At 41.8% G+C, this 23,983-nt stretch carries 22 protein-coding genes; 12 read left to right on the forward strand and 10 right to left on the reverse strand.

The annotated features are described in order from the left end of the window. Positions 1 to 70: 70 nt before the first annotated feature. From ilvN to leuO, 3 genes are all read right to left on the reverse strand, one after another. On the reverse strand, positions 71 to 565 hold the full coding sequence (ilvN, locus tag AC2VOY_RS05115) for an acetolactate synthase small subunit (protein ID WP_491832743.1): 495 nt from the start codon (positions 563 to 565) through the stop codon (positions 71 to 73). Beyond that, complete coding sequence (locus AC2VOY_RS05120; RefSeq protein ID WP_491832744.1) at positions 565 to 2,283, reverse strand: acetolactate synthase 3 large subunit; 1,719 nt, start codon at positions 2,281 to 2,283, stop codon at positions 565 to 567. The genes ilvN and AC2VOY_RS05120 overlap by 1 nt, the downstream gene beginning before the upstream one ends. A 410-nt stretch (positions 2,284 to 2,693) precedes the next feature. After that, complete coding sequence (gene leuO / locus AC2VOY_RS05125) at positions 2,694 to 3,659, reverse strand: transcriptional regulator LeuO (RefSeq protein WP_491832746.1); 966 nt, start codon at positions 3,657 to 3,659, stop codon at positions 2,694 to 2,696. A 783-nt stretch (positions 3,660 to 4,442) separates the two neighbouring features. On the opposite strand from leuO, the gene leuA reads away from it, so the two are divergent. The 5 genes from leuA (at position 4,443) to AC2VOY_RS05150 (ending at position 10,372) form a co-directional block, all read left to right on the forward strand. After that, entirely contained in the window at positions 4,443 to 5,984 is a 1,542-nt protein-coding gene (gene leuA, locus AC2VOY_RS05130; protein ID WP_491832748.1) for a 2-isopropylmalate synthase, read from the forward strand. A gap of 191 nt (positions 5,985 to 6,175) precedes the next feature. Continuing rightward, on the forward strand, positions 6,176 to 7,261 hold the full coding sequence (leuB, locus tag AC2VOY_RS05135) for a 3-isopropylmalate dehydrogenase (protein ID WP_491832750.1): 1,086 nt from the start codon (positions 6,176 to 6,178) through the stop codon (positions 7,259 to 7,261). A 73-nt stretch (positions 7,262 to 7,334) separates the two neighbouring features. Then, positions 7,335 to 8,759, forward strand: a complete 1,425-nt coding sequence (gene leuC / locus AC2VOY_RS05140) for a 3-isopropylmalate dehydratase large subunit (protein WP_491832752.1) — start codon at positions 7,335 to 7,337, stop codon at positions 8,757 to 8,759. 9 nt (positions 8,760 to 8,768) lie between these two features. Continuing rightward, positions 8,769 to 9,371, forward strand: coding sequence for a 3-isopropylmalate dehydratase small subunit (gene leuD, locus AC2VOY_RS05145; RefSeq protein ID WP_491832754.1), 603 nt, complete (start codon positions 8,769 to 8,771; stop codon positions 9,369 to 9,371). A gap of 161 nt (positions 9,372 to 9,532) precedes the next feature. Beyond that, the gene (locus AC2VOY_RS05150; RefSeq protein WP_491832756.1) at positions 9,533 to 10,372 is read left to right on the forward strand and encodes a DUF547 domain-containing protein; all 840 of its coding nucleotides are present in this window, start codon (positions 9,533 to 9,535) and stop codon (positions 10,370 to 10,372) included. 30 nt (positions 10,373 to 10,402) lie between these two features. On the opposite strand, the gene djlA is transcribed toward AC2VOY_RS05150, so the two are convergent. Then, positions 10,403 to 11,257, reverse strand: coding sequence for a co-chaperone DjlA (djlA, locus tag AC2VOY_RS05155; protein ID WP_491832758.1), 855 nt, complete (start codon positions 11,255 to 11,257; stop codon positions 10,403 to 10,405). Between the two features lie 155 nt (positions 11,258 to 11,412). On the opposite strand from djlA, the gene lptD reads away from it, so the two are divergent. The 6 genes from lptD (at position 11,413) to AC2VOY_RS05185 (ending at position 18,390) form a co-directional block, all read left to right on the forward strand. Continuing rightward, positions 11,413 to 13,749, forward strand: coding sequence for an LPS assembly protein LptD (lptD, locus tag AC2VOY_RS05160; RefSeq protein WP_491832760.1), 2,337 nt, complete (start codon positions 11,413 to 11,415; stop codon positions 13,747 to 13,749). Between the two features lie 18 nt (positions 13,750 to 13,767). Continuing rightward, positions 13,768 to 15,090 (forward strand): peptidylprolyl isomerase SurA, encoded by a 1,323-nt coding sequence (gene surA, locus AC2VOY_RS05165; RefSeq protein ID WP_491832762.1) that lies wholly within the window; start codon positions 13,768 to 13,770, stop codon positions 15,088 to 15,090. A 102-nt stretch (positions 15,091 to 15,192) separates the two neighbouring features. Continuing rightward, on the forward strand, positions 15,193 to 16,185 hold the full coding sequence (pdxA, locus tag AC2VOY_RS05170) for a 4-hydroxythreonine-4-phosphate dehydrogenase PdxA (RefSeq protein WP_491832763.1): 993 nt from the start codon (positions 15,193 to 15,195) through the stop codon (positions 16,183 to 16,185). A 67-nt stretch (positions 16,186 to 16,252) separates the two neighbouring features. Continuing rightward, positions 16,253 to 17,083 carry a 16S rRNA (adenine(1518)-N(6)/adenine(1519)-N(6))-dimethyltransferase RsmA gene (rsmA, locus tag AC2VOY_RS05175; protein ID WP_491832765.1) on the forward strand — a complete coding sequence of 277 codons (831 nt, stop codon included), beginning with the start codon at positions 16,253 to 16,255 and terminating at the stop codon, positions 17,081 to 17,083. Positions 17,084 to 17,211: 128 nt separating this feature from the next. Further along, positions 17,212 to 17,466 (forward strand): glutathione S-transferase N-terminal domain-containing protein, encoded by a 255-nt coding sequence (locus AC2VOY_RS05180; RefSeq protein WP_491832767.1) that lies wholly within the window; start codon positions 17,212 to 17,214, stop codon positions 17,464 to 17,466. 108 nt (positions 17,467 to 17,574) lie between these two features. Next, positions 17,575 to 18,390: a symmetrical bis(5'-nucleosyl)-tetraphosphatase gene (locus AC2VOY_RS05185; RefSeq protein ID WP_491832769.1), complete on the forward strand. Its 816-nt coding sequence runs from the start codon at positions 17,575 to 17,577 to the stop codon at positions 18,388 to 18,390. Positions 18,391 to 18,408: 18 nt separating this feature from the next. Here AC2VOY_RS05185 and folA read toward each other — a convergent pair whose 3' ends face one another. The 6 genes from folA to rplU all read right to left on the reverse strand — a co-directional run bounded on the left by folA (position 18,409) and on the right by rplU (position 22,545). Continuing rightward, positions 18,409 to 18,930: a type 3 dihydrofolate reductase gene (folA, locus tag AC2VOY_RS05190; RefSeq protein WP_491832771.1), complete on the reverse strand. Its 522-nt coding sequence runs from the start codon at positions 18,928 to 18,930 to the stop codon at positions 18,409 to 18,411. 172 nt (positions 18,931 to 19,102) lie between these two features. Then, entirely contained in the window at positions 19,103 to 19,567 is a 465-nt protein-coding gene (locus tag AC2VOY_RS05195; RefSeq protein WP_491832773.1) for a threonine/serine exporter family protein, read from the reverse strand. Then, entirely contained in the window at positions 19,567 to 20,412 is an 846-nt protein-coding gene (locus AC2VOY_RS05200) for a threonine/serine exporter family protein (protein ID WP_491832775.1), read from the reverse strand. Before AC2VOY_RS05200 ends, AC2VOY_RS05195 begins: the two co-directional genes overlap by 1 nt. A 174-nt stretch (positions 20,413 to 20,586) precedes the next feature. Then, positions 20,587 to 21,759: an Obg family GTPase CgtA gene (gene cgtA, locus AC2VOY_RS05205; protein WP_491832777.1), complete on the reverse strand. Its 1,173-nt coding sequence runs from the start codon at positions 21,757 to 21,759 to the stop codon at positions 20,587 to 20,589. Positions 21,760 to 21,952: 193 nt separating this feature from the next. After that, the gene (gene rpmA / locus AC2VOY_RS05210) at positions 21,953 to 22,210 is read right to left on the reverse strand and encodes a 50S ribosomal protein L27 (RefSeq protein ID WP_491832778.1); all 258 of its coding nucleotides are present in this window, start codon (positions 22,208 to 22,210) and stop codon (positions 21,953 to 21,955) included. 23 nt (positions 22,211 to 22,233) lie between these two features. Next, positions 22,234 to 22,545 (reverse strand): 50S ribosomal protein L21, encoded by a 312-nt coding sequence (gene rplU, locus AC2VOY_RS05215; protein ID WP_491832780.1) that lies wholly within the window; start codon positions 22,543 to 22,545, stop codon positions 22,234 to 22,236. Between the two features lie 318 nt (positions 22,546 to 22,863). Between rplU and ispB the strand changes: the two genes are divergently transcribed. Continuing rightward, positions 22,864 to 23,835 (forward strand): octaprenyl diphosphate synthase, encoded by a 972-nt coding sequence (ispB, locus tag AC2VOY_RS05220; protein ID WP_491832782.1) that lies wholly within the window; start codon positions 22,864 to 22,866, stop codon positions 23,833 to 23,835. Positions 23,836 to 23,983: the final 148 nt, after the last annotated feature.

The raw sequence follows: 23,983 nt of genomic DNA on the forward strand, positions 1-23,983 counted from the left end.
ATAAGGACAAAAAAACCAGCACTTGGCTGGCTTTTATATCGTGAATCGCGCTCATGTTAAGTGCACTAATTTAAGCTTTTAGAGCGCGCTCACCTCGAGTTATCCCAACCACGCCACTACGCGCAACTTCGATCACTTCAGTGACCTCAGACATAGCGCGAATAAAAGCATCAAGCTTAGCGCTGTCACCAGTAAGTTGAACCGTAAACAGGGTCGCTGTTGTATCGACAATCTGGCCACGGAAAATATCAGAGATTCGATGCACTTCAGAACGACTTGCGCCATTCGCTTTGACTTTTACCAACATCAATTCACGCTCAATATGTGGGCACTCTGTCACTTCTTGAACTTTTAATACATCAACAAGCTTATGTAACTGCTTTTGAATTTGCTCAAGTACCATGGCGTCACTCGCCGTCGTAATATTGATACGTGAAAGCGTTGCATCATCGGTTGGGGATACTGTCAGTGATTCGATATTATAACCACGCTGTGAGAAAAGCCCGACAACGCGTGATAAAGAACCTGGTTGGTTTTCTAATAAAAGAGAAATGATATGTCTCATTAGCTGCGCTCCGTCTTGCTTAACCACATTTTATCCATCGCCTCACCCTTAATTTGCATTGGATGAACATGCTCCGTTTCATCAACATTAATATCAACAAAGACTAGGCGATCTTTCATCGCTAACGCCTTTTCAAGCCCAGCTTCAAGCTCATCTTTAGTATTAATGCGGATCCCAACATGGCCATAAGCTTCTGCTATCGCAGCAAAGTCTGGCACAGAGTCCATATAAGAAGAAGAGTGGCGACCTTGATAAATCATATCTTGCCACTGCTTCACCATACCTAGAAATCTGTTATTCAAGTTGATGATCTTCACCGGAATATCATATTGCATCGCAGTCGAAAGCTCTTGAATATTCATCTGAATACTGCCATCACCGGTAACGCAAACCACCTCTTCATCAGGCATCGCAAACTTAACCCCAAGCGCCGCTGGTAAGCCAAAGCCCATAGTGCCAAGCCCGCCAGAGTTGATCCAACGTCTTGGTTTATCAAATGGATAATAAAGTGCGGCAAACATCTGATGCTGGCCAACATCGGAAGCAACATATGCATTGCCATGAGTGAGCTTATAAAGCGTTTCAATCACTTCTTGCGGCTTAATCTTGTCTGAGGTGCGATCAAACTCAAGACATTGACGTGCGCGCCACGTTTGGATCTCTTGCCACCACGCTTCAATCGCTTGTGAATCTTGCTCACATTCGCACTCTTCAAGTAGTTTAAGCATTTGCTCTAATACAATTTCCGCAGAACCAACAATAGGTAGATCCACGCGTACGGTTTTAGAGATCGAAGAAGGATCTATGTCTATATGAATGATCTTCGCATTTGGGCAATACTTTTCAACATTATTTGTGGTGCGGTCATCAAAGCGCACGCCTACCCCGAAGATCAAGTCACTATTGTGCATTGCACTGTTGGCTTCAAAGGTGCCGTGCATTCCAAGCATTCCAAGAGATTGCTCATGTGTCCCTGGAAAAGCTCCCAAGCCCATTAAGGTACTCACGACAGGAATATTCAGCTTTTCAGCTAATTGGAGTAAATATTTCTCTGCACCTGAGATAATTGCACCACCACCGACATAAAGCACTGGTTTTTTAGCTTCAACCAAAGCTTTAAATGCTTTTTTAATTTGTCCTTTGTGCCCTGTTGTGGTCGGGTTATAAGAACGCATTTTAATCGATTCAGGATAATGATAAGGGAATGTTTCTAAAGGATTTAGAACATTTTTAGGTAAGTCGACAACGACGGGTCCAGGGCGACCGGTTGAAGCAAGATAAAATGCTTTTTTAATGGTTTCAGGGATATCTTCAGCTTTGGTAACTAAAAAGCTATGTTTAACTACTGGACGGGAGATCCCAACCATATCACACTCTTGGAAAGCATCATTGCCGATAAGGCTGCTTGGCACTTGACCCGATAAAACCACCATAGGCGCTGAGTCCATATAAGCCGTTGCAATACCTGTGATGGCATTTGTTGCGCCAGGGCCAGAAGTAACGAGAACGACACCGACTTCACCGGTTGCCCTCGCGTAACCATCAGCCATATGCACTGCCGCTTGTTCATGACGCACCAGCACATGCTCAATATCACTTTTTTCATGCAGCGCATCATAGATATCTAACACTGAGCCGCCAGGATAACCAAAGATGTGTTCCACACCTTCATCAATTAAAGAGCGAACAATCATGTCCGCGCCAGATAAATATTCCATTTTATCTCCTTAAACCTTACACCCACCCAATGTATGGTTGAGCCTGTATAAGATTTACATAGTTAGGGCTTATTTTTAGCCTAAAAAATACATCCTTTATTTTGCAAGGCTGCAAATGCTCGTGCTCTACAAAGGAAAAGACTATGTTGCACTAAGCGTGATAACGCCTAGCAAGTTGAGAACTTCAGATATAATCTTCTCAACACTCAGTCGTGAGGTTTGTCTCCAAGTTTAAACTCACAAGCTAGCTTAGAGATTAACTAAATTTTAACCACTTTGTCTACGCCTAAAATGTCATAAAGGTCACGATTTATACAATATGCGTCAAGCAGATACAAAAAGCCCCACCATAATGGCAGGGCAAATAAACTGACAATGAAGCTTTATACTAAAGATCTAGATTAAATCTGTTATAGGCTAGAATTTAATTCTTTGCCGCAAACTTTCATTAATTTTTCACGCATCCAAATATGGCCTTTATCTTTTTCGCTAGAGTCGTGCCAACTCAGGTAACCCGAAACTTGATTATCAGCGAATGGGTAATCAAAGATTTTATATTGTTCTTGGTTCGGCAGACTTTCAGCTAACCAACGAGGCGCTACTGTGATCATGTCAGATTGACTCACCACATATAAAATATTGCTTAGACTTGTACCTTGATATGCGCATGAATAATCTAAATTGCCATATACATGGTCAAAGAAACTACGTACACCTTCTACCTTTGAAAGCGATGCATGCTTTTCTGCCAAAAATTCAGTTTGGTTAATTTTATCGCTCAGTCTTGGGTGTGTGTGCGCAGCGACAACAACTAATTCATCACGAAAAATTTCTGTGCTACGAAAGCCAGGTTCATCAAAATGTAAATAGTCGACAACAAAATCGAGTTGTTGATATTTTAGTTTTTCGGCCAATTTTTCATTAAGATCTGCCGTCACATTCAACTCAACATTTGGTGCTTTCGCTTCGACGGCGCGCATGATTGATGGCGCAAAACGTAAATCAGAAGGCGAACACAAGGCCAATTTAAAAGTTCGAGTCGATGAACTTGCTTCAAACACAGAGCCAGGTAATTCATTTAAAATCAATTGTAGAGATTGACGAACTGGGCCAAATAATTGACGAGCACGCTCTGTTGGTTGAATGCCACGCCCATGACGAATAAATAACTCATCATTAAACATCAGCTTTAAACGAGAAACAGCATTACTTACTGCAGGTTGAGACATTCCTAAGTATTGCGCTGCACGGGTAATGTTTTGCTCTTGCATCACAGCGTCAAAGACAGTCAGTAGGTTTAAATCAACACTACGTAGTTTTGACTCAGTTTCACTCTTCATTCCCATTGAGTCGCCAATTCTATCCTGAATACTCATCACTCTATCCTTTTGTAATTGATTTATTTAATGAATACCCGCTGTAGCTTGAGCAAATCAAAAATAGATTAATTTTTCTGCAAACACTTGGGAATCATTGTCTTGGGATAACTATCCCTTATATTTCATTAAAACCACAAATACTTTGAGAAGATTTGACAACATTTTACCCATACCACAATAAAACCTATAAAAATCAAAAATATAATAATTTTCTAAAAAATCCTAAAAAGCGAAAAACATAAAATTTTTATAAAAAAAGTCATGCTTTTGTCATCAAGGTCAATCTTTTGTCATCCTCTGTAACATTTGAACGCCGTTTTGATTTATCCATTCGAGCACATATTCACCATATAAATATTCAAGTTTATGCATTAAATATGTACCCAAATAGTTAATCCTATAGTTGTGTTATATATAAAGTATCAATATATGGCGAGTTTGATTCAAACCGATTTGCCCCGAATAAGTAATTAATCTGATCTTTTTCACCTTAACCCTTGACTCTGCCCCCTAAGATGCGGTAATAATTTAATCAGTTTATTTTTTTAACAGTGCATCGGACTTTATATGTTTTTTGATAATGCTAAACAAACAGCAACAATCAGCAAAGCAAACCTCCTCCTGCTTCTCGTGGATATTTCACGCGGGTAGGCTGTGCACTGCAAAAACACAAGTTTACGACTAGCCCGCAATCATCAACGCGGGCTTTTTTGTATTTAAAATCTATGGACATTGCAACAGCAATCGACTGACTAGACACACAGGGATAAGGAATACATCATGAAAGATGACAAGGTAATATTTTTTGATACGACATTACGCGATGGTGAGCAAGCGCTATCTGCAAGTTTAACGGTCAAAGAAAAACTACAAATTGCGTTCGCTTTAGAGCGTCTTGGAATCGATGTGATTGAAGCAGGCTTCCCTGTTTCTTCGCCTGGTGATTTTGAGTCTGTACAAACGATCGCTCGTGAAATTAAAAATAGCCGTATTTGTGGCTTGTCCCGCGCAGTAGAAAAAGACATTGATGTTGCTGCCGAAGCGCTAAAAGTTGCTGAAGCATTTCGAATCCACACCTTTATCTCCACCTCGAATATCCATGTTCAAGACAAACTAAAGAAAAGCTATGATGATGTGATTGAAATGGCAATCAATGCTGTGAAACGCGCACGTCGTTATACAGATGATGTCGAGTTTTCATGTGAAGATGCTGGGCGTACTCATATCGATAACTTATGCCGCATGGTGGAAGCTGCAATTAACGCTGGCGCAACCACAGTAAATATTCCCGATACAGTTGGTTATACCCTTCCAAGTGAATTTGGCGGCATCATCGAAAACCTATTTAACCGTGTTCCAAATATAGATAAAGCCGTGATTTCTGTGCACTGCCATGATGATTTAGGCATGTCGGTTGCGAATTCACTTTCCGCTATCCAAGCCGGCGCACGTCAAGTTGAAGGCACAATTAATGGTATTGGTGAACGCGCGGGCAACTGCGCTCTAGAAGAAGTCGCTATGGCTATTCGTACCCGCTCAGAGCTTTTAGGTGTCGGCACGAACCTTAAATATGATGAAATTCATCGCACTAGCAAACTTGTCAGCCAGCTATGTAATATGCCAATTCAAAGTAATAAAGCGATTGTTGGCGCGAATGCATTTAGTCATTCTTCTGGTATTCACCAAGATGGCATGCTAAAAAATAAAAACACATATGAAATCATGACTCCAGAGTCAATTGGTTTGAAAAAGCAAGCATTGAACTTGACTAGTCGTTCAGGCCGCGCTGCAGTGAAAAGTCACATGGATGCGATGGGTTACAACGAAGATCAATATGACCTAGACACGCTTTATGAAGACTTTTTGAAATTAGCTGACCGTAAAGGTCAAGTCTTTGATTATGATTTAGAATCTTTAATGTTCTTTGCTAATTTGCGTGATGAAGATGATTATTTCAAACTAAATTATCTAAGTGTGCAATCTGGTAGCATTATGGCAACAACCAGTGTCAAGCTTCAATGTGGTGATGAAGAGAAGTCAGAAGCGGCAGTCGGAAACGGTCCGGTTGATGCTTTATACCAGTGTATTTATCGCCTAACTGGTTATGACATTGTCTTGGATAAGTTTGATTTAACCGCAAAAGGCGAAGGCGAAGATGGTTTAGGTCAAGCGGATATTATTGCTAACTATAAAGGTCGTAAATATCACGGTACTGGCCTTGCGACGGATATTGTTGAAGCTTCAGGCCAAGCGCTACTGCATGTGATCAATAGCATTTATCGCGCTGAGCAAATCGAGCAGATTAAGCTGAATTCAAAATAGTTGGCTTCGAGGAAACTCGCTCATGTCTGTATCACTACACAAAGACGCTCAAGCCATCCATGGTCGCTTTGAGAAATACATCCTTGTATTTCTAAACTTTGTTCCATGATACAGACACAATCGAGCTAAACTGAATCGTCGCAATAAACAAATATAAAAACACAATATTATACAAATAAGGAAATAAATTGATGAGCAAGTACAAAATTGCTGTTCTACCCGGAGATGGAATTGGCCCAGAAGTTATGGCGCAGGCACACAAGGTGCTTGATGCGGTAGAAACAAAATTCAATATCACACTAGAGCGCGAAGCGCATGATGTCGGCGGGATTGCAATCGACAACCACGGCAGCCCATTACCCGCCTCAACGCTAAAAGCTTGTGAAGATTCTGATGCAATTTTATTTGGCTCAGTTGGCGGCCCGAAATGGGAAAACTTACCACCAAACGAACAACCAGAGCGTGGCGCACTGCTTCCACTACGTAAACACTTCCAACTCTTTTGTAACCTGCGCCCTGCTCAAATCCACCAAGGTCTAGAAAGCTTCTCACCACTACGCGCAGACATCTCTGAGCGCGGTTTTGATATTGTTGTGGTACGCGAACTCACTGGCGGCATCTATTTTGGTCAGCCAAAAGGCCGTGAAGGCGAAGGCGCACAAGAAAAAGCATTTGATACTGAAATCTATCATCGCTATGAAATAGAACGTATTGCAAAAATTGCGTTTGAATCTGCGCGTTTACGTTCAAAAAAAGTTTGCTCTGTCGATAAAGCAAACGTTCTACAAAGCTCTATTTTATGGCGCGAAGTAGTCGAAGACATTGCTAAAGATTATCCAGATGTCGAGCTTTCACATATCTATATCGACAATGCGACCATGCAGCTAATTAAAGATCCAAGCCAGTTTGATGTCCTGCTTTGCTCAAACATCTTCGGCGATATTATCTCCGATGAATGCGCAATGATCACAGGCTCAATGGGTATGCTACCTTCTGCAAGTCTAAACGACTCTAAGTTTGGCCTATATGAACCAGCAGGTGGTAGTGCGCCAGATATCGCAGGTAAAAATATTGCGAACCCTGTCGCGCAAATCTTGTCAGCAGCCTTAATGCTACGTTATAGCTTAGGCGAAGAAGATGCAGCTCAAGCGATTGAAAATGCAGTATCTAAAGCCCTTGCTGCAGGTGAATTAACCGCAGATCTCTCTGGCAATAAGCAAGCACTTACTACTTCTGAAATGGGCGATAAAATTGCTGCTTATGTGGCGAGCGCATAACACCAAGCAAGTGCAACGATAAACAAAGATAAGAAGCAGAGCAATCGCGAAAGTATAAGCACAGGATATAATTATGGCTAAAACACTATACGAAAAAGTTTATGATGCGCACGTTGCCGTGGCAGCGCAAGGCGAAAACCCAATTCTTTATATTGACCGTCACTTGGTGCATGAAGTGACCTCTCCACAAGCCTTTGATGGTCTGCGTGAGAAAGGACGTAAAGTCCGTCAAGTGAACAAAACCTTTGCAACTATGGATCACAACGTCTCCACAACAACCAAAGATATCAATGCTTCGGGTGAAATGGCGCGTATTCAAATGCAAACCTTGGCAAAAAACTGCGAAGAATTTGGGGTCCGTCTGTATGATTTAAACCACAAATATCAAGGCATTGTGCATGTAATGGGGCCTGAACTTGGCATTACCCTACCAGGCATGACGATTGTTTGTGGGGACTCACATACCGCAACTCACGGCGCATTCGGCTCACTTGCGTTTGGCATTGGCACTTCAGAAGTTGAGCACGTACTTGCTACTCAAACCTTAAAACAAGCCAAAGCGAAAACAATGAAAATCGAAGTGCGAGGCAAAGTAGCGCCAGGCATTACGGCAAAAGATATTGTGCTTGCGATTATCGGCAAAACTACGGCTGCTGGTGGTACTGGTTATGTAGTTGAGTTTATGGGTGAAGCGATTTCTGATTTATCTATGGAAGGTCGCATGACGGTTTGTAACATGGCAATCGAGCTTGGCGCAAAAGCTGGCCTTATAGCGCCGGATCAAACCACATTTGATTACATCAAAGATCGTAAATTTGCGCCAAAAGGCGAAGACTTTGAAAAAGCTGTCGAGTATTGGAAAACGCTAAAAACTGATCCAGACGCCAAATTTGATCACGAAGTGATCTTAGATGCAAGCGAGATCACGCCGCAAGTCACTTGGGGAACTAACCCAGGCCAAGTAATGGCAGTGGATGGCATTATCCCTGCACCTGAAAGCTTTAGTGACCCAGTCGAGCAAGCCTCTGCTGCCAAAGCATTGGCCTATATGGGACTTGAAGCAGGTAAAAAACTAACTGATTATAGCGTGGATAAAGTCTTTGTCGGCTCTTGCACTAACTCACGTATCGAAGATATTCGCGCAGCAGCGCAAGTCGCAAAGGGTCGTCAAGTTGCAAGCCATGTGCAAGCGCTAATCGTTCCGGGCTCTGAGCAAGTAAAACGCCAAGCAGAAGAAGAAGGCTTAGATAAAATCTTCCTTGAAGCTGGCTTTGAATGGCGCTTACCGGGCTGCTCTATGTGCCTTGCGATGAACAATGATAGATTAGGCGCAGGTGAGCGTTGTGCATCAACCAGTAACCGTAACTTTGAAGGCCGTCAAGGTCGTGGTGGACGTACTCACTTGGTGAGCCCTGCAATGGCAGCTGCGGCAGCGATTGCTGGTCATTTTGTTGATATTCGTGAACTAGCTAATACCAACCAAACAAGCAAGGCGTAAGGAGATAATATGTCAGGATTTAAACAACACACAGGCCTTGTGGTGCCATTAGATATTGCTAACATTGATACAGATGCAATCATTCCGAAGCAGTTTCTACAAAAAGTGACTCGCCTCGGCTTTGGCCAGCACCTCTTCCATGACTGGCGTTTTTTAGATGATGCAGGTCAGCAGCCAAACCCTGAGTTTGTGATGAATAAACCTCGCTATCAAGGTGCGAGCATCCTACTTGCTCGTGAAAACTTTGGTTGTGGCTCATCGCGTGAACACGCCCCTTGGGCACTGGCAGATTACGGCATCCAAGTTATGATCGCGCCAAGCTTTGCCGATATCTTCTATGGCAATAGTATCAATAACCAAATGGTGCCTGTACGTTTAACTGAAGCAGAAGTTGATGAAATCTTTAACTTTGTTGAAGCTAACGAAGGCGCTGAGGTAACAGTTGATTTAGAAAGCATGCAAGTACTTGCTAACGGCAAAACCTATTCATTTGAAATCGATGAGTTTCGTCGCCACTGCTTGTTAAACGGTTTAGATAATATTGGTCTAACCTTGCAGCATGAAGCCAAAATTTCCGAATATGAAGCTGCGATCCCAAGCTTTCTGGTTTAAGTCTAGCTATGCTTAAATTTAGCTAGCTTTAAACTTAGTTATCTGAATATTAAAGCGAAAAAATTAAGCTCTAGTCGTTTTGGCTGGAGCTTTTTTATTAACTTCCCCTGTCATCTATGTTGAGAAACTTTAACTTCGAAACGAATCACAAGGAAAGTATTATGCTAACTGGCTTTACTCGCAAGAGAAAACAACTAACGTCTCTCTCTTTCTTCACCTCAATTTTAATTTTGTTTAGCTTTCATAGCTATGCTGCGCCAAAATCAGACCTTTGGACGTATTGGAATCAAACGAATCAAGCCAACGCTCAAACTATCTCTCATCAAGCATGGCAAAACTTACTCGATAAATACCTTATTAAACAAGGTGAAAACACTCTATTTCGCTATTCAAAAGTGACGCCCGCTGATAAATCCGTCCTCAATGCCTACGTGCAATCTCTCATCTCACTTGACCCGAGACAATACAATAAAAAAGAGCAATTTGCGTATTGGGTAAACTTATATAATGCGCATACGGTTCAACTCATCCTAAAAAATTATCCTTTAAAATCGATAACTAAGCTTGGCGGCCTATTTAGCTATGGGCCTTGGGATGAAAAATCGTTAACAATCACGGGACAAAAACTGAGTTTAAATGACATTGAGCATCGAGTCTTACGCCCGATTTGGCAAGATTATCGCATTCATTATGCCGTCAACTGTGCGAGTTTAGGTTGCCCGAACTTGCAGCAAAAAGCCTTCAGCGCAAAAAATAGTGCAGGCTTACTCGCCCAAGCAGAAATAGAATTTATTCATAGTAATAAAGGTGCGAGAGTCACACCTGAAGGAGTTATAGTTTCGAGCATTTTTGACTGGTATGCAGCAGATTTTGGCGGCAAGTTTGGCGCAGGTAGCAAAGCAAAGGCTTGGCAGTATTTGCAATCAAAACGTAATGATTTAAAAGCAATACCAACCAAGCCTGAGTATGATTATAACTGGGCTTTAAATGACGCTAAATAAGTATTTAACGCTATTCACCTAGTTAAGCGACTATTTGAAGCCTTTGGCTGTTTTAATTAAGTCGTAAGCACTTTGAATTTCTTGCGCTTTTTGTTTTGCCATCTCTTTCATTTCAGGTGGCAAACCTTTGGCTTCAAGCTTATCTGGGTGGTGTTCATTCATTAATTTACGATGCGCCCTCTTAATCGTTTTAGGATCTGCGTCTTTATCAACGTTTAATAGTTTATACGCATCATCAAGTTGACTTTGAGTACTGGCTTGATTAAAACCGCCCTGTCCACCAGCGTAACCGCCATTTGAATAACCACCAAAACCGCCGCCTTGTTGAAAACGAAATGCAGCTTCTTGCATGCGAATACGTTGCTGCAAATACATTTCGCTAAAGCCAAGCTCAATCGCAACAATTTTCAGTACATCAACTTCTTTTGGATCGAGTGAACCATCCGCAAAAGCTGAAGATATTTGTAGCTCCAAGAAAAATTGCAATAAATCACGACGACGACCCGCAGCAAAGCGAACTCGACGAACCGTATCAACTAACGGGAAACCTGGATCTTTGCCTTCTCTAAATGCTTGTTGAGCTGCACGTTTTTGTTCCGGATTAAGATTCATCTTATCCATCATCATGGCTGCGAGTGTGATCTCTTCTTGCGTCACTTGTCCGCTCGCTTTGGCCACATGCCCCATCACGGCAAACGCCGCTTTAAAAAATTCAGCTTGGTTATCAGCAGTATTTTTTTGTCCAAAACCACTAAATGTATTATTGAATGCATTGCGACGTATGGCCTTATCAAATTGATGGCCAATAAATAAACCGATTAAGCCACCAAAAAAACTTTTGAGAAGCATATAACCAAAAATAAAACCTAATATTTTACCTATCATTAAACTACCTAACTTCTATTTAGATCCCACCTAGCTACGAGAATCTTGCTCAGGACTCGCATCTATCCCCCATTTCAGTGTATGATATGATACCTTTTTTCGTTTGGCTAATCTCTAGCCCATGGTTTTTAGTTTCATAGGATGAATTCATTAACATGCAGCCAATGTCCCGCACCCTTTTAGCCGCCGTTATTGGCGCTGTGTTTTCGCATATTCCAAGCGCACTTGCCGAAGATAACCCGCAGAATGTTAGTCGAGAAAACCTAACCTTGCCTCCTGCAGGGCAATGTATTGCGCCAACGTCTAATCAAGACTCACAGCAGTTACCTGTTAATATTGAAGCGAATAATGCGCAAGCTTTTGGACAAAACCAAGCGACTTATACGGGCGATGTCGTCGTCACCCAAGGTGATAAGACGATGAAGGCCGACACCATTACGGTGAACCAATCTCAAGACAACGTCACGGCGCGCGGTAATGTTTATTTTAATGATGGGCAACTTCATTCTATCTCTAACTTAGCAGTTTCTGATCTAGAAGGAAATCAAACTGAGCTTACCGAAACGAAATACCAGTTGCTTTGCCAACCAGGACGTGGCGATGCGGCATATATTTTAAAAGATGGTCAATCCATTTATCGTATGCAAGATGGCTCTTTAACGTCTTGCCCTGAAGGTGATCAGTCTTGGCGCGTAAAATCATCATCAATTGATATCGATAACGAAGCTGAAGAAGCCACCTTAAAACATACGCGTTTTGAAATTCTCGATGTGCCTGTCTTTTATTGGCCATATGTCACCGTTCCAATTGGCGATAAGCGTAAAACCGGCTTTTTATTTCCAAGCTTTAGCTATAACTCAGACGATGGTTATGAAATCAATGTTCCGATTTACTTTAACCTCGCACCAAACTATGACTTAACGACTAAAGTTAATGTTTATCAGCACCAAGGGGTGCAGTTTGAAAACACCTTCCGCTATCTCACTGAAGGTTTTGGTTCAGGTCGTATCCTATTTGACTATATGCCAAATGATAGAGATTATGACGGTGATGGCGATCGCTGGGGCTTTAACTGGACCCACGAAGGCATTTATGATTCACATTGGAAATATGAAGTCGATTTCTCTCGCGTCAGCGATAAAGACTACTTCCAAGATTTAAGCTCAGATATCGGTGAACGTGAAGATAGTCAGCTATTGCAAACAGGTGAAGTTTCGTACCGTACCACAAACTCTTCGACCACCTTATTGGCGCGTGATTTCCAAGCTTTAACCAATGCAACTCCATATCGTTTATTGCCACAACTACGCAGTAAATATTATGGGATTGAACAGTTAGGTCCACTTGATGTGGAACTTGATGCCCATATCAGTCGCTTTGATACCGATAGCGAAAGACTGCCGGATGCCACGCGTGTGCACATCGAGCCGGGTCTTGTATTACCACTCAATAAACCTTGGGGCTCGCTGACGACCGAAGCGAAGATGCTTTATACCTATTATGATCAGGATCTCAAAGATAGCACCAATGATGATCTAAAAGAGCATGTCGATCGTTTCATCCCCGAAGTGCGCGTCAAAGGTAATCTGAATATAGATAAGAAAACCACTTGGCACGGGTATACTCAAACGATTGAACCGCAACTTCAATATCTATATGTTGAGGATAAAGATCAGCGTGATATATACAGTGGCTACGATACAACTCAGTTACAAGGCGATTATTATGGTCTGTTCCGCGATCGCCAATATAGTAGTATCGACTATATCGCCCCTGCTAACCAGTTTAGCTATGGTGCTACCACGCGTTTTTATGATAGCAACTATAAAGAGCGCTTTAACTTCTCTATCGGTCAGATCATTTATCTAAATCACAACACCTCTGATTACTTAGATGTGGATGAGGAAGAAAGAGAAGATTTCTCAGCTATTGCGGCCAATACAGAGTTTAACTTTGCTGACACTTGGTTCTTTGACGGAGAACTGCAATACGATACAGATTTATCTGATATGCAGATTGCCAATGCGGCAATTGAATACCGTAAACCTTTTGGCTTTGCCCAGTTAAGTTATCGTTATGTCGCCAAATCTTATATCGAAGATAATGCGACCAACTTAAATAACATCTCAAAAGATGATACAGACTATGGCACTATTACCAATGAAGGGATTTCCCAAGTTGGCATTACCAGCCAAGCAAAAATAACAGATAAAGTGAGTGCGAAACTTGAGTACTTTCATGATGTCAAAGAAAACATCATGCTTGAAGGTGTCGCAGGCCTAACCTATACAGATGATTGCTGGACAGTTGGCGTCACCTATAGCCGTCATATTGAAGCACCAAAAGTCGAAACAGACCGCTTTGGGGATAATAATGAACAAGAATGGGGGATCACTGTTGGGATCCGCGGGTTTGGCACGAACTTTACCGTTGAACGTGGTGAAGATGATAATGCGCTTGGTTACACACGCCCATTTAGTTTGAATAATTAGAGTAATTTGGAATTTTAAATGAAAATCAGTTTTTTTAAACCAAACCATAGTTTAAAGCAAAAATGGTATCAGGGATTGTTTGCAAGCATTTTGCTATTAAGCGGAATTCAAGCGCAAGCAATGACAGAGCTTAATAAAGTTGTTGTTGTGGTTAATAATGGCGTGATTTTGCAAAGCGATATTGATAATGCAGTGCAAAACATCCAACTCCAAGCAAATAAGCAAGGTAAAAGCTTACCAAGCCGAGATGTTTTGGATAACCAAATCTTAGATAAACTTATTCTTGATGAGTTGCAAGTTCAAGAAGCCAAACGCATTGGTGTTGAGATTGACGATGCACGTTTAAATGATGCAATCGCAAATATCGCTATTGAAAATAAAAAAACAGTGCCACAACTTCGCGCAACTATCGAAGCACAAGGACAAGATTACAATACTTTCCGTGAGCAAATCCGCAAAGAGATTATGATCAGCGAAGTTCGTAATGCATCAGTGCGTCGCCGTATTACTGCTTCTGATGCCGAAATTGACAGCCTTGCTGCAATGATGGCAGAGCAAACCACAGCGCAAGTGCAATATAAACTCAGTCATATCCAAGTTGAATTTGGTGATGACAAAAAAGCGACTGAAAAAGAAGCTCAAGATCTGTTCAAACGCCTTCAGAAAGGTGAAGATTTTGCAACCTTAGCTTATAGTTATTCCAAAGGTGAACACGCCCTAGAAGGTGGTGATTGGGGTTGGATGCGTAAAGAAGAAATGCCAACTATCTTTGCTGATCATATCACGACTCAAGGCAAAGGCGCTTTAATTGGTCCATTTCGCAGTGGTGTGGGTTACCATATTCTAAAGATTGAAGATACCCGCGGAATGCCAAGTGTCTCTGTGACTGAAGCTAAAGTTCGTCATATTTTGATTAAACCTTCAGTAATTTTAAGTGATGAAGGTGCAAAAGCTCAGCTAAATGAATATATTCGCGAAATCAAATCTGGCGAAAAAACCTTTGCTGAACTCGCGCGCAAATATAGTCAAGATACAGGCTCTGCAATTGCAGATGGTGTACTAGATTATCAAACCCCAGATACTTATGTCCCAGAGTTTAGAAAGCAAGTTGAGACGCTGCCAACGGGTCAAATCAGTCAACCATTTAAAACTCAATATGGCTGGCATATCTTAGAAGTACTAGATCGCCGTGAAGTAGATAGAACTCAAGATGCGATGCGTAATCAAGCTTATCAAGTGCTTATGAAGCGTAAGTTTAATGATGAAGCAGGCGCTTGGCTACAAGAGTTACGTGCTGCAGCTTATATCGAGTACAAAGATCCAAGCCTAGCACCAGAATAAGCCGCATAACAAAATCAACCTAGTATGCGCAATACATATAAAAAACGCTCTGCCTGTGATAAATTTATCTAAAGCAGAGCGTTTTTATTTTAAGAGGGATTTATGAAATCAATTATTATCACATCAGGTGAACCTGCCGGGATTGGCCCAGATCTTTGTTTAAGTCTTTGTCAGCAACAATGGGATGATAAAATTGTTGTCTGCGCAGATAAAGAGATGCTTTTAGAGCGCGCCAAAGATCTCAATATTGATGTCGAAATAATTGATTATCAAAAAGATATACATACATCTCCAGCAAAAGCTGGCCAAATATATGTTGCTCATATCCCGACATCGACCCCAGTTATAGCAGGTAAACTTGATAAAAATAATAGCCAATACGTGCTCAACACATTAGAATACGGCGCCTTGGCTTGTTTAAATACAGAATTTGATGCTTTGGTTACCGCCCCTGTACATAAAGGTGTCATTAATGATGCAGGTGTAAGTTTCAGTGGTCATACTGAGTTTTTTGCTGATATATCAAACACAAAGCAAGTTGTGATGATGCTTGCAACCGAAGGTTTGCGCGTTTCTTTGGTCACAACACATTTGCCGCTAAAAGATATTAGCGCCGCTATCACACCTGATAAACTCAAGTTAGTGATCCGTATATTAAACACAGATCTCAAACAAAAATTTGGAATTAAGCAGCCGAAAATTTATGTCTGCGGCTTAAATCCTCACGCAGGGGAAGATGGTCATCTAGGCCGTGAAGAGATAGATATTATCATTCCTTGTTTGAACCAATTAAAGCAAGAAGAAGGGATAGATCTAGTGGGCCCATTACCTGCAGATACTATTTTCAACCCCAATTATTTGGAACAAGCAGATAGCATTTTAGCTATGTACCATGATCAAGGTTTACCGGTTCTAAAATATAAAGGCTTTGGCAATGCAGTCAACATAACCTTAGGTTTGCCTTTTATTCGAACCTCGGTCGATCATGGCACTGCGCTTGATCTTGCAGGCAAAGGGATAGCCGATACGGGTAGCTTTTATACAGCTATAACTCAAGCAATCACAATGGCGAATGCAAAGCATCATAAAGCTTAATCGGTTCAATATAATGTACCCATTGCAGCGCCATGCATATCCTATTTATTAATAAAAGAGAATTTTTATGAGCAATGATGTTCATTTAGGGCATAAAGCAAGAAAACGCTTTGGTCAGAACTTTTTAAACGATCCTTATATTATCGATGGTATCGTTTCAGCGATTAACCCACTTCCGGGTCAAAATCTTGTCGAGATCGGCCCAGGCCTTGCAGCAATTACTGAACCTGTTGGCCGTCTAGTCGATAAATTCACTGTTATCGAGCTTGACCGCGACTTGGCGGATCGCTTACGTCATCACCCTGAACTCGGTGATAAACTGACGATCCATGAAGGCGATGCAATGCGTTTCGACTTCAACCAACTGGTTAAGCCAAACAATAAGCTGCGCATTTTTGGTAACTTACCATATAACATTTCAACGCCTTTGATGTTCCACTTATTTGAGTTCCATAAAGATGTCCAAGACATGCACTTTATGCTGCAAAAAGAAGTGGTCAATCGTCTCGCAGCAGGCCCAGGCAGCAAAGCTTATGGCCGCTTAACTGTGATGGCGCAATATTACTGTAAAGTGACGCCAGTCCTTGAAGTGCCGCCAACAGCATTTGTGCCGCCACCTAAAGTTGATTCAGCAGTTGTACGCTTGAGTCCATATGAAACTCTGCCATACCCTGCAACAAGCTTAAAATGGCTTGATCGCGTATGCCGTGAAGGGTTCAACCAACGTCGTAAAACTGTGCGTAACTGCTTTAAAAAGCTCATTGATGCGCAAGGCCTAGAAGATCTTGGCATTGATCCAAGCATGCGCCCTGAAGGTTTAAGACTTGATCAATTCGTTGACTTAGCTAACAAGTTGCACGCCCAAGATCAAGCAAATAAAGCTGAAGCTCAAAAATAGTGAGCAAGATGCTAGTTTCATTGATTGCTTTCAGATATAAAGTAGAGAGAATGAAATGCTTGACGCTTTCGTTTCAATGAAACTGGCATGATAATTTGCACCTAACTCCAACAATATAAGGAAATACAATGAAATATAGCCTATACCACAAGCAAACTTGTCCTTACTGCTTGAAAGTTCGCGCTGTGATTGAAGAGCTTGGTTTAAGTGAGCAAATCCCGCTTGTGGATGTCTACGCAGATCCTGCTAGCTATGATTTTTTAGTTGCCAATGCGGGTAAGCGCATGATCCCTTGCCTACGCATGGAAGAAGAAGGTCAAAAAGATCAATGGATGTATGAGTCTTCAGATATTATTGAATACCTTCGCCGTACCTTTGCTTAAGATCTTTTCAAACTCATAATGTCTTGAATCGACTAATTTTTTGCTATCAGTTTTTTTATTGCTAAGTTTTTGATACATTAAATAAAACTTCTTGTAATAGGAAAACTGATGGCAACTTATATTGTAGGTGATATTCAAGGCTGCTTTGCAGAGCTTCAAGCCCTTCTTGAACAAATCAAATTTACCCCGCAAACAGACACCTTATACGTTGCCGGCGATCTTGTTGCACGAGGTCCGCAATCTCTTGAAACGCTAAGATTTTTATATGATCTTGGGGATAGCGCACGCTGCATTTTAGGCAACCATGATCTGCATTTGTTGGCTGTCGCCTCAGGGATCCACAAACTGAATCCCAAAGATCATACCGAGAATATCTTCTCAGCCCCAGATCGGGATACCCTTTTAGATTGGTTACGCCATCAACCTTTACTTCGTGAAACCGATGAGTTTGTGATTTGCCATGCTGGAATTTCGCCGGTTTGGGATCTTAAAACTGCGCGTAAATACGCAAAAAAAGTCGAAAAAGAACTTAAAGGGAAAGATTGGCAAAGTCTTATCACCAATATGTATGGCAATAGCCCAACGACTTGGAGCAAAGATCTCGAAAAGGTTGATAAACTTAGATATACCATCAATGCTTTTACGCGGATGCGTTTTTGCTACACCGATGGCAGTTTTGAGATGAAGTGTAAGTTGCCACCCGATGAAATCACTAATCCAAATATCTTGCCTTGGTTTAAAGTTCCAAAACGCGTAGAGCTTGAAAAAACCGTTATTTTTGGGCATTGGGCGGCGCTGATGGGTTGTGATGATCCTAAAGCCAATGTGATAGGTTTAGATACTGGTTGTGTATGGGGAGAGCATTTAACGATTCTACGTTGGGAAGATAAACGCTACTTTACTCAAGCAGCGCTCAATCGTTAGTTTTTAACTGTTTAAGAACTAAGAAGCTTGCTTTTCTAATATCGTAAAGCGCATATTGTATGGATTCTTTTCATCTGCAAAATAGCTTTGAGAGCTTGTTTCTTGCCAAGTCACTTGCGCTTGTTGCCAGTTAGGGAAATAAGTATCGCCTTTAAGCTCAGTCTCAACAAAGGTCAGATATAAGCGCTCAGCAAGGGGTAAGAAGGCTTCATAAATCGCCCCGCCACCTATGACCATTAATTCTTCTGCGCCTTCAGTTTGAGCGGTTTGCAGTGCTTGCTCAAGGCTAGTCACACAAGTACAGCCTTCTATCTTTAACGCAGGATCGCGCGTGATCACTATATTTAAACGCCCAGGAAGCGGTCGACCTATCGACTCATAAGTCTTACGCCCCATCACGATAGGTTTGCCTAAGGTTTGCTGTTTAAACCATGCAAAATCAGCAGGTAGGTGCCATAACATTTGGTTATCTTTGCCGATGACGTATTTATCTTTCTTTTCTGCGCAGCTTGCTACAGCAGCTATCATGCTGATGATCATTCTTGGCTTCCATTATTAGTTTTAATGTTTCGTTCAACTTGCTTGTGCTTGTACCAGCGCAACAAAGGGTCGAAGCACATAGATGTGCTGAGTAAAGCGCCCAAGGATGGCTTGCAGCGCCTTTGTGAAGCCGGTACAGGTTCAAGCAAGTATGCCTAAAAACTAACTAGATTTAAACCACTGGCTTACGTCGATAGAATAATAAACCAGGCATAGCAAGCCCTACCGCAAGCGAGGCGATAATAAATAGTGCCTGCAAAAAGTTAGTGATCCCCGCAGCAAACAACTCTTCTGAATAACCTAAACGGTTAATTTGCACAAAAGCAAGCATGGCGCGAAAAACAAACACACCCGGCACCATAGGGATCATCGCAGCCACAGTAAAGACTTTAGGGTGGGCCAAAAATCGATGCGACCAATACACCCCAATTGAGCCGACAAGGCTCGCGGCAATAAAAGTAGCCCACTCAATTGGCATCCCAAAATGCAGCATTAAGAAACGGCTACCGTGAGCAAGCGCGCCACCTAATGCGCAATATTTCAGTGCTTTTTGCGGCACATTAAAAATAAGTGCAAAGCCAATCGCAGGAATAGCTGCAAAGAACATATCATTTAAAAGGCCAAGTAATAGCTCCATTAATTAACCCATCCCCATGTCTGCGTAACTGACATTGCTAATAAAATCCCAAGACAAGTTGCAAAACTTAACATACTTGCAGTTAAGAACCTTGCGACGCCCATGTTAGTGTGACCTTTTAATAAATCAGCAATGGAGTTAATTAATGGGAAACCAGGAACCAATAAAAGCACTGAAGATGCCATCGCAAGAAAAGGATCATTACCGACTTCAAAGATCACAGCTTGAGAGGACACACAAGTCGCAACAAAGGCTGTAATACAGAAATTTAAGAAAGGGTTAAAGTGTAGCCGTGCTAAGCGCTGACGCACCATCATGGCTAAAGCAGAAGCGATAAAAGTAATCAAGAAAACTGACCAATCTGCGCCAGCAAGACGCGCAAACGAGGCGCAAGATAAGCCTACCATTAAAACAACAAGCGGCTTAGGATAATGTTTAGGCTGAATTTGTGATAGCTTCTGATCCGCTTGCTCCATATCAATAATAGATTTTTCAAGCAAAATACAGATTCGCTGCACTTCAGTCACCACGCGCATGTTTATCCCCAAGTCAGGGCAACGTCTTGCTGTTGTGATGCAATGTCGTTTATCGATTGTAGTCACGACCATAGCGCGAGCAGACAGTGAAACATCTATTTCATCAAAGTGAACCGCTCGTCCCATACGCTCAACGACGCCGACAATTAAACGTGTCTCTGCGCCATGGCTATGGAGCAATTGCCCCGCACGCACCACAAGACGAGTTCTCTGACGCTGTTTTTCTTCGAGTTTGATATAGGTTTCAAAAGGAAGTTGGGTGGAATAGTTTAAATTGGGCTGCTGTGCATCCGCTCCTGGGGCTGACATCTGTCTCTATCCTTGAATTAAAAATTACACTAATGCCTATAATATACCCAAAGTCCATCGCAAAAATGATGATTTAAATAAAATTTAATGCATAAAAACAAAAAAAGCCGCCCTTTCGAGCAGCTCTTTGATATATCAAGTTTAGACTAAGGTCTATTAATCAGGTAATGAGACTTAATCACGAACATAGATAACGTGTCCGTCATCTTCTTCGTCATCCCAATCATCATCGTCATCCCATTCTTCAGTGACAACGTTTTTACCACTCATTGCATTCTTATGGTAATCATCCCACATGAACTCAACATCTTGTGCAGCTTCTTCAGCTTCATCTTCAACAGGCAGAGTTTTCATGAAGTCAGCAAGTTTATAACAAAGCTCTTTCGTGCCTTGTTTATTTACCGCAGAAATCTTCGCATATTCGCCTTCCCAAGCTAGCGCATCTAAGATCCCTTGGATCTTTTCATCCGCTTCTTCTTCAGACATCAAATCAACTTTGTTGAACAATAACCAACAAGGTTTAGCTGCTACTTTTTCGCTATATTGCTCAAGCTCAGCAAAAATAGTTAACGCATTTTCGATTGGATCGCTTTGATCAACTGGCATTAGGTCAATCACGTGTAAAAGCACGCGACAACGCTCTAAGTGTTTTAAGAAGCGTACGCCAAGACCTGCGCCATCGGCTGCGCCTTCAATAAGACCTGGAATATCGGCCACCACAAAGCTATTTTCAGAGCCAACACGTACCACACCTAAACTTGGAATAAGTGTTGTAAACGGGTAGTCCGCAACTTTTGGTTTTGCCGCAGAGACAGCGCGAATAAAGGTTGATTTACCCGCATTCGGCAAACCTAGCATGCCCACATCAGCAAGAAGTAGAAGCTCTAAACGTAGTTCACGTACTTCGCCCGGCGTACCCATAGTCTTTTGACGTGGCGCACGGTTGACTGAAGACTTAAAGCGCGTGTTACCTAAACCATGCCAGCCGCCTTTGGCAAGCATAACTTTTTTACCATGCTCGGTGACTTCACCCACAACTTCATTGGTGTGAATGTCGACAGCGCGCGTACCGACTGGCACTTTCAAGACCTTATCTTGCCCACGTTTACCCGTACAGTTACCGCCGCTACCATTTTTTCCGCGTTCAGCTTTGTGGAAGCGCTCGAAACGATAATCAACAAGTGTGTTTAGGTTTTCATCAGCAATCATATATACATCGCCGCCATCACCGCCGTCGCCACCATCAGGGCCGCCTTTAGCAACGAATTTTTCACGCCAAAAACTTACAACACCATTGCCGCCGTCACCAGCTTCAACTTTTACAATAGATTCATCAACGAATTTCATTTTTTACTCCACTTACAGGGAAAGCAAAATCACAGACGATAATCTTAATTTTAGACTAGGATTAATCAATAGCCCAATGCATCCTATCGTCTAAGATCTCGCTTATATAATCAGTTTACTCAAATTTTTGAGTAAATAAAAAACCCCACCATAAAGGCAGGGCTTTTAAATTTTAGCTTGTAGTCAACGAAACTTATTCAGATTCGATGCTTACAAATTTGCGGTTCTTAGGACCTTTCACTTCAAATTTTACTTTACCTTCAGTTAAAGCAAAAAGAGTGTGATCTTTACCGATACCTACATTGTTACCAGCGTGGAATTTAGTACCACGTTGACGAACGATGATGTTACCAGCTAGAACTGATTCGCCACCAAAACGCTTAACACCTAGGCGTTTGCTTTCTGAGTCGCGACCGTTACGAGTAGAACCACCAGCTTTTTTGTGTGCCATGTTAGCTTCTCCTTAGAAATTAATTAAGCGCTGATGCCAGTAATTTTGACTTCAGTGAACCATTGACGATGGCCCATTTGCTTACGAGAATGCTTACGACGACGGAACTTAACGATTTTAACTTTATCGCCACGACCGTGCTTAACTACTTCCGCAGTTACTTTACCGCCAGCAACTAATGGTGCACCAACAGTGATTTCTTCACCGTTAGCAATTAAAAGAACTGTGTCAAACTCAACGCTTGCACCAGTTTCTACGTCCAATTTCTCTAAACGAAGAGTTTGACCTTCGCTTACACGGTGTTGTTTACCACCAGATTGGAAAACAGCGTACATATTTTACTCCGCTTTTTCCGCACAGCTTCATGCCTTTATTTTGGCATATCGGGTGTGCGCTTAAACTTGTCATCAATAGGGCGCAGATTCTACTGGAGTCTGAACCATTTGACAAGACAATTATTAAAAAAAATGGCGAAAACTTCATCGCCTGTAAAAAGTGCTCTAATGATGCCGTTTAGTGCTATTTTTATCAACGTTTTTTCGTGTATTATGCAAAAGAATTTTTATTTTTTAGTCGAATCAGGACTTTTTTTCATTTTTTGATGAAAATTTAACCGATCTTATTACTTAAAAAGCTCAGCAGCTGGAAGAACCATGGACTTTAAAGCAATCCAAGAATTAACCGCCGATGACATGGCAAAAGTAAACCAAACGATTCACGCACAGTTAAATTCAGAAGTCTCTCTGATCAACCAACTTGGCTTTTATATTGTCAGTAGCGGTGGCAAACGTATTCGCCCCCTACTCGCTTTATTATCGGCTAAGGCTGTTGGTTACCAAGGTGACGGTCATATTATGGCGGCATCATTTGTTGAGTTTATCCATACAGCGACTCTGCTGCACGATGACGTGGTGGATGAATCAGACATGCGTCGTGGTAAAGAAACGGCCAATGCAGCCTTTGGCAACGCTGCCAGCGTCTTGGTGGGTGATTATATCTATACGCGCTCATTTCAAATGATGACAGAGCTAGGATCAATGAAGATCCTCAAGTTAATGAGCGATGCGGTAAATGTGATCGCAGAAGGTGAAGTTCAGCAATTAATGAATTGCAATGATCCTGAAACGACTGAAGAAAACTATATGCAAGTGATCTATTCCAAAACAGCTCGCTTATTTGAAGTTGCTACGCAGATCGGTGCAATCTTAGCTGAGTCAAACCCTGAAGTGGAAATCGCGATGCAAAACTATGGTCGCTACCTTGGCACTGCGTTCCAATTAATTGACGATGTCCTCGATTACACTGCAGATGGTAAAGAAATGGGTAAAAACGTCGGGGATGATCTTGCAGAAGGTAAACCAACGCTACCGCTTTTATATGCAATGCGAAATGGCACACCAGAGCAGGCGCAGATGATCCGTGAGGCGATTGAGCACTCTAATGGTATGGAGCGTTTGGATGAGATCTTAGCTGCGATGCATGCGACAGGATCACTTGAATATACGACTCAAAAAGCGCACCAAGAAGCAGATAAAGCCATAGATCAATTAAAGATCTTACCAGATTCGGAATATAAAGAAGCGCTGATTGCACTCGCGCATTCAGCGGTTAAGCGCAACAAATAATTACTGAAGAATTAATTAGAGTGCTAGCAAAATTTACATAGCTAGCACTTTAAATATGAATAAGATTAATTATCAAATAGTTGAATTTAATGCAAGGAAGCAAACGAAAAGAGCCTAGAAGCATATAACAATATGTGACTAGGTCTTT

It is taken from the genome of Vibrio sp. KMM 9700, assembly GCF_058545285.1.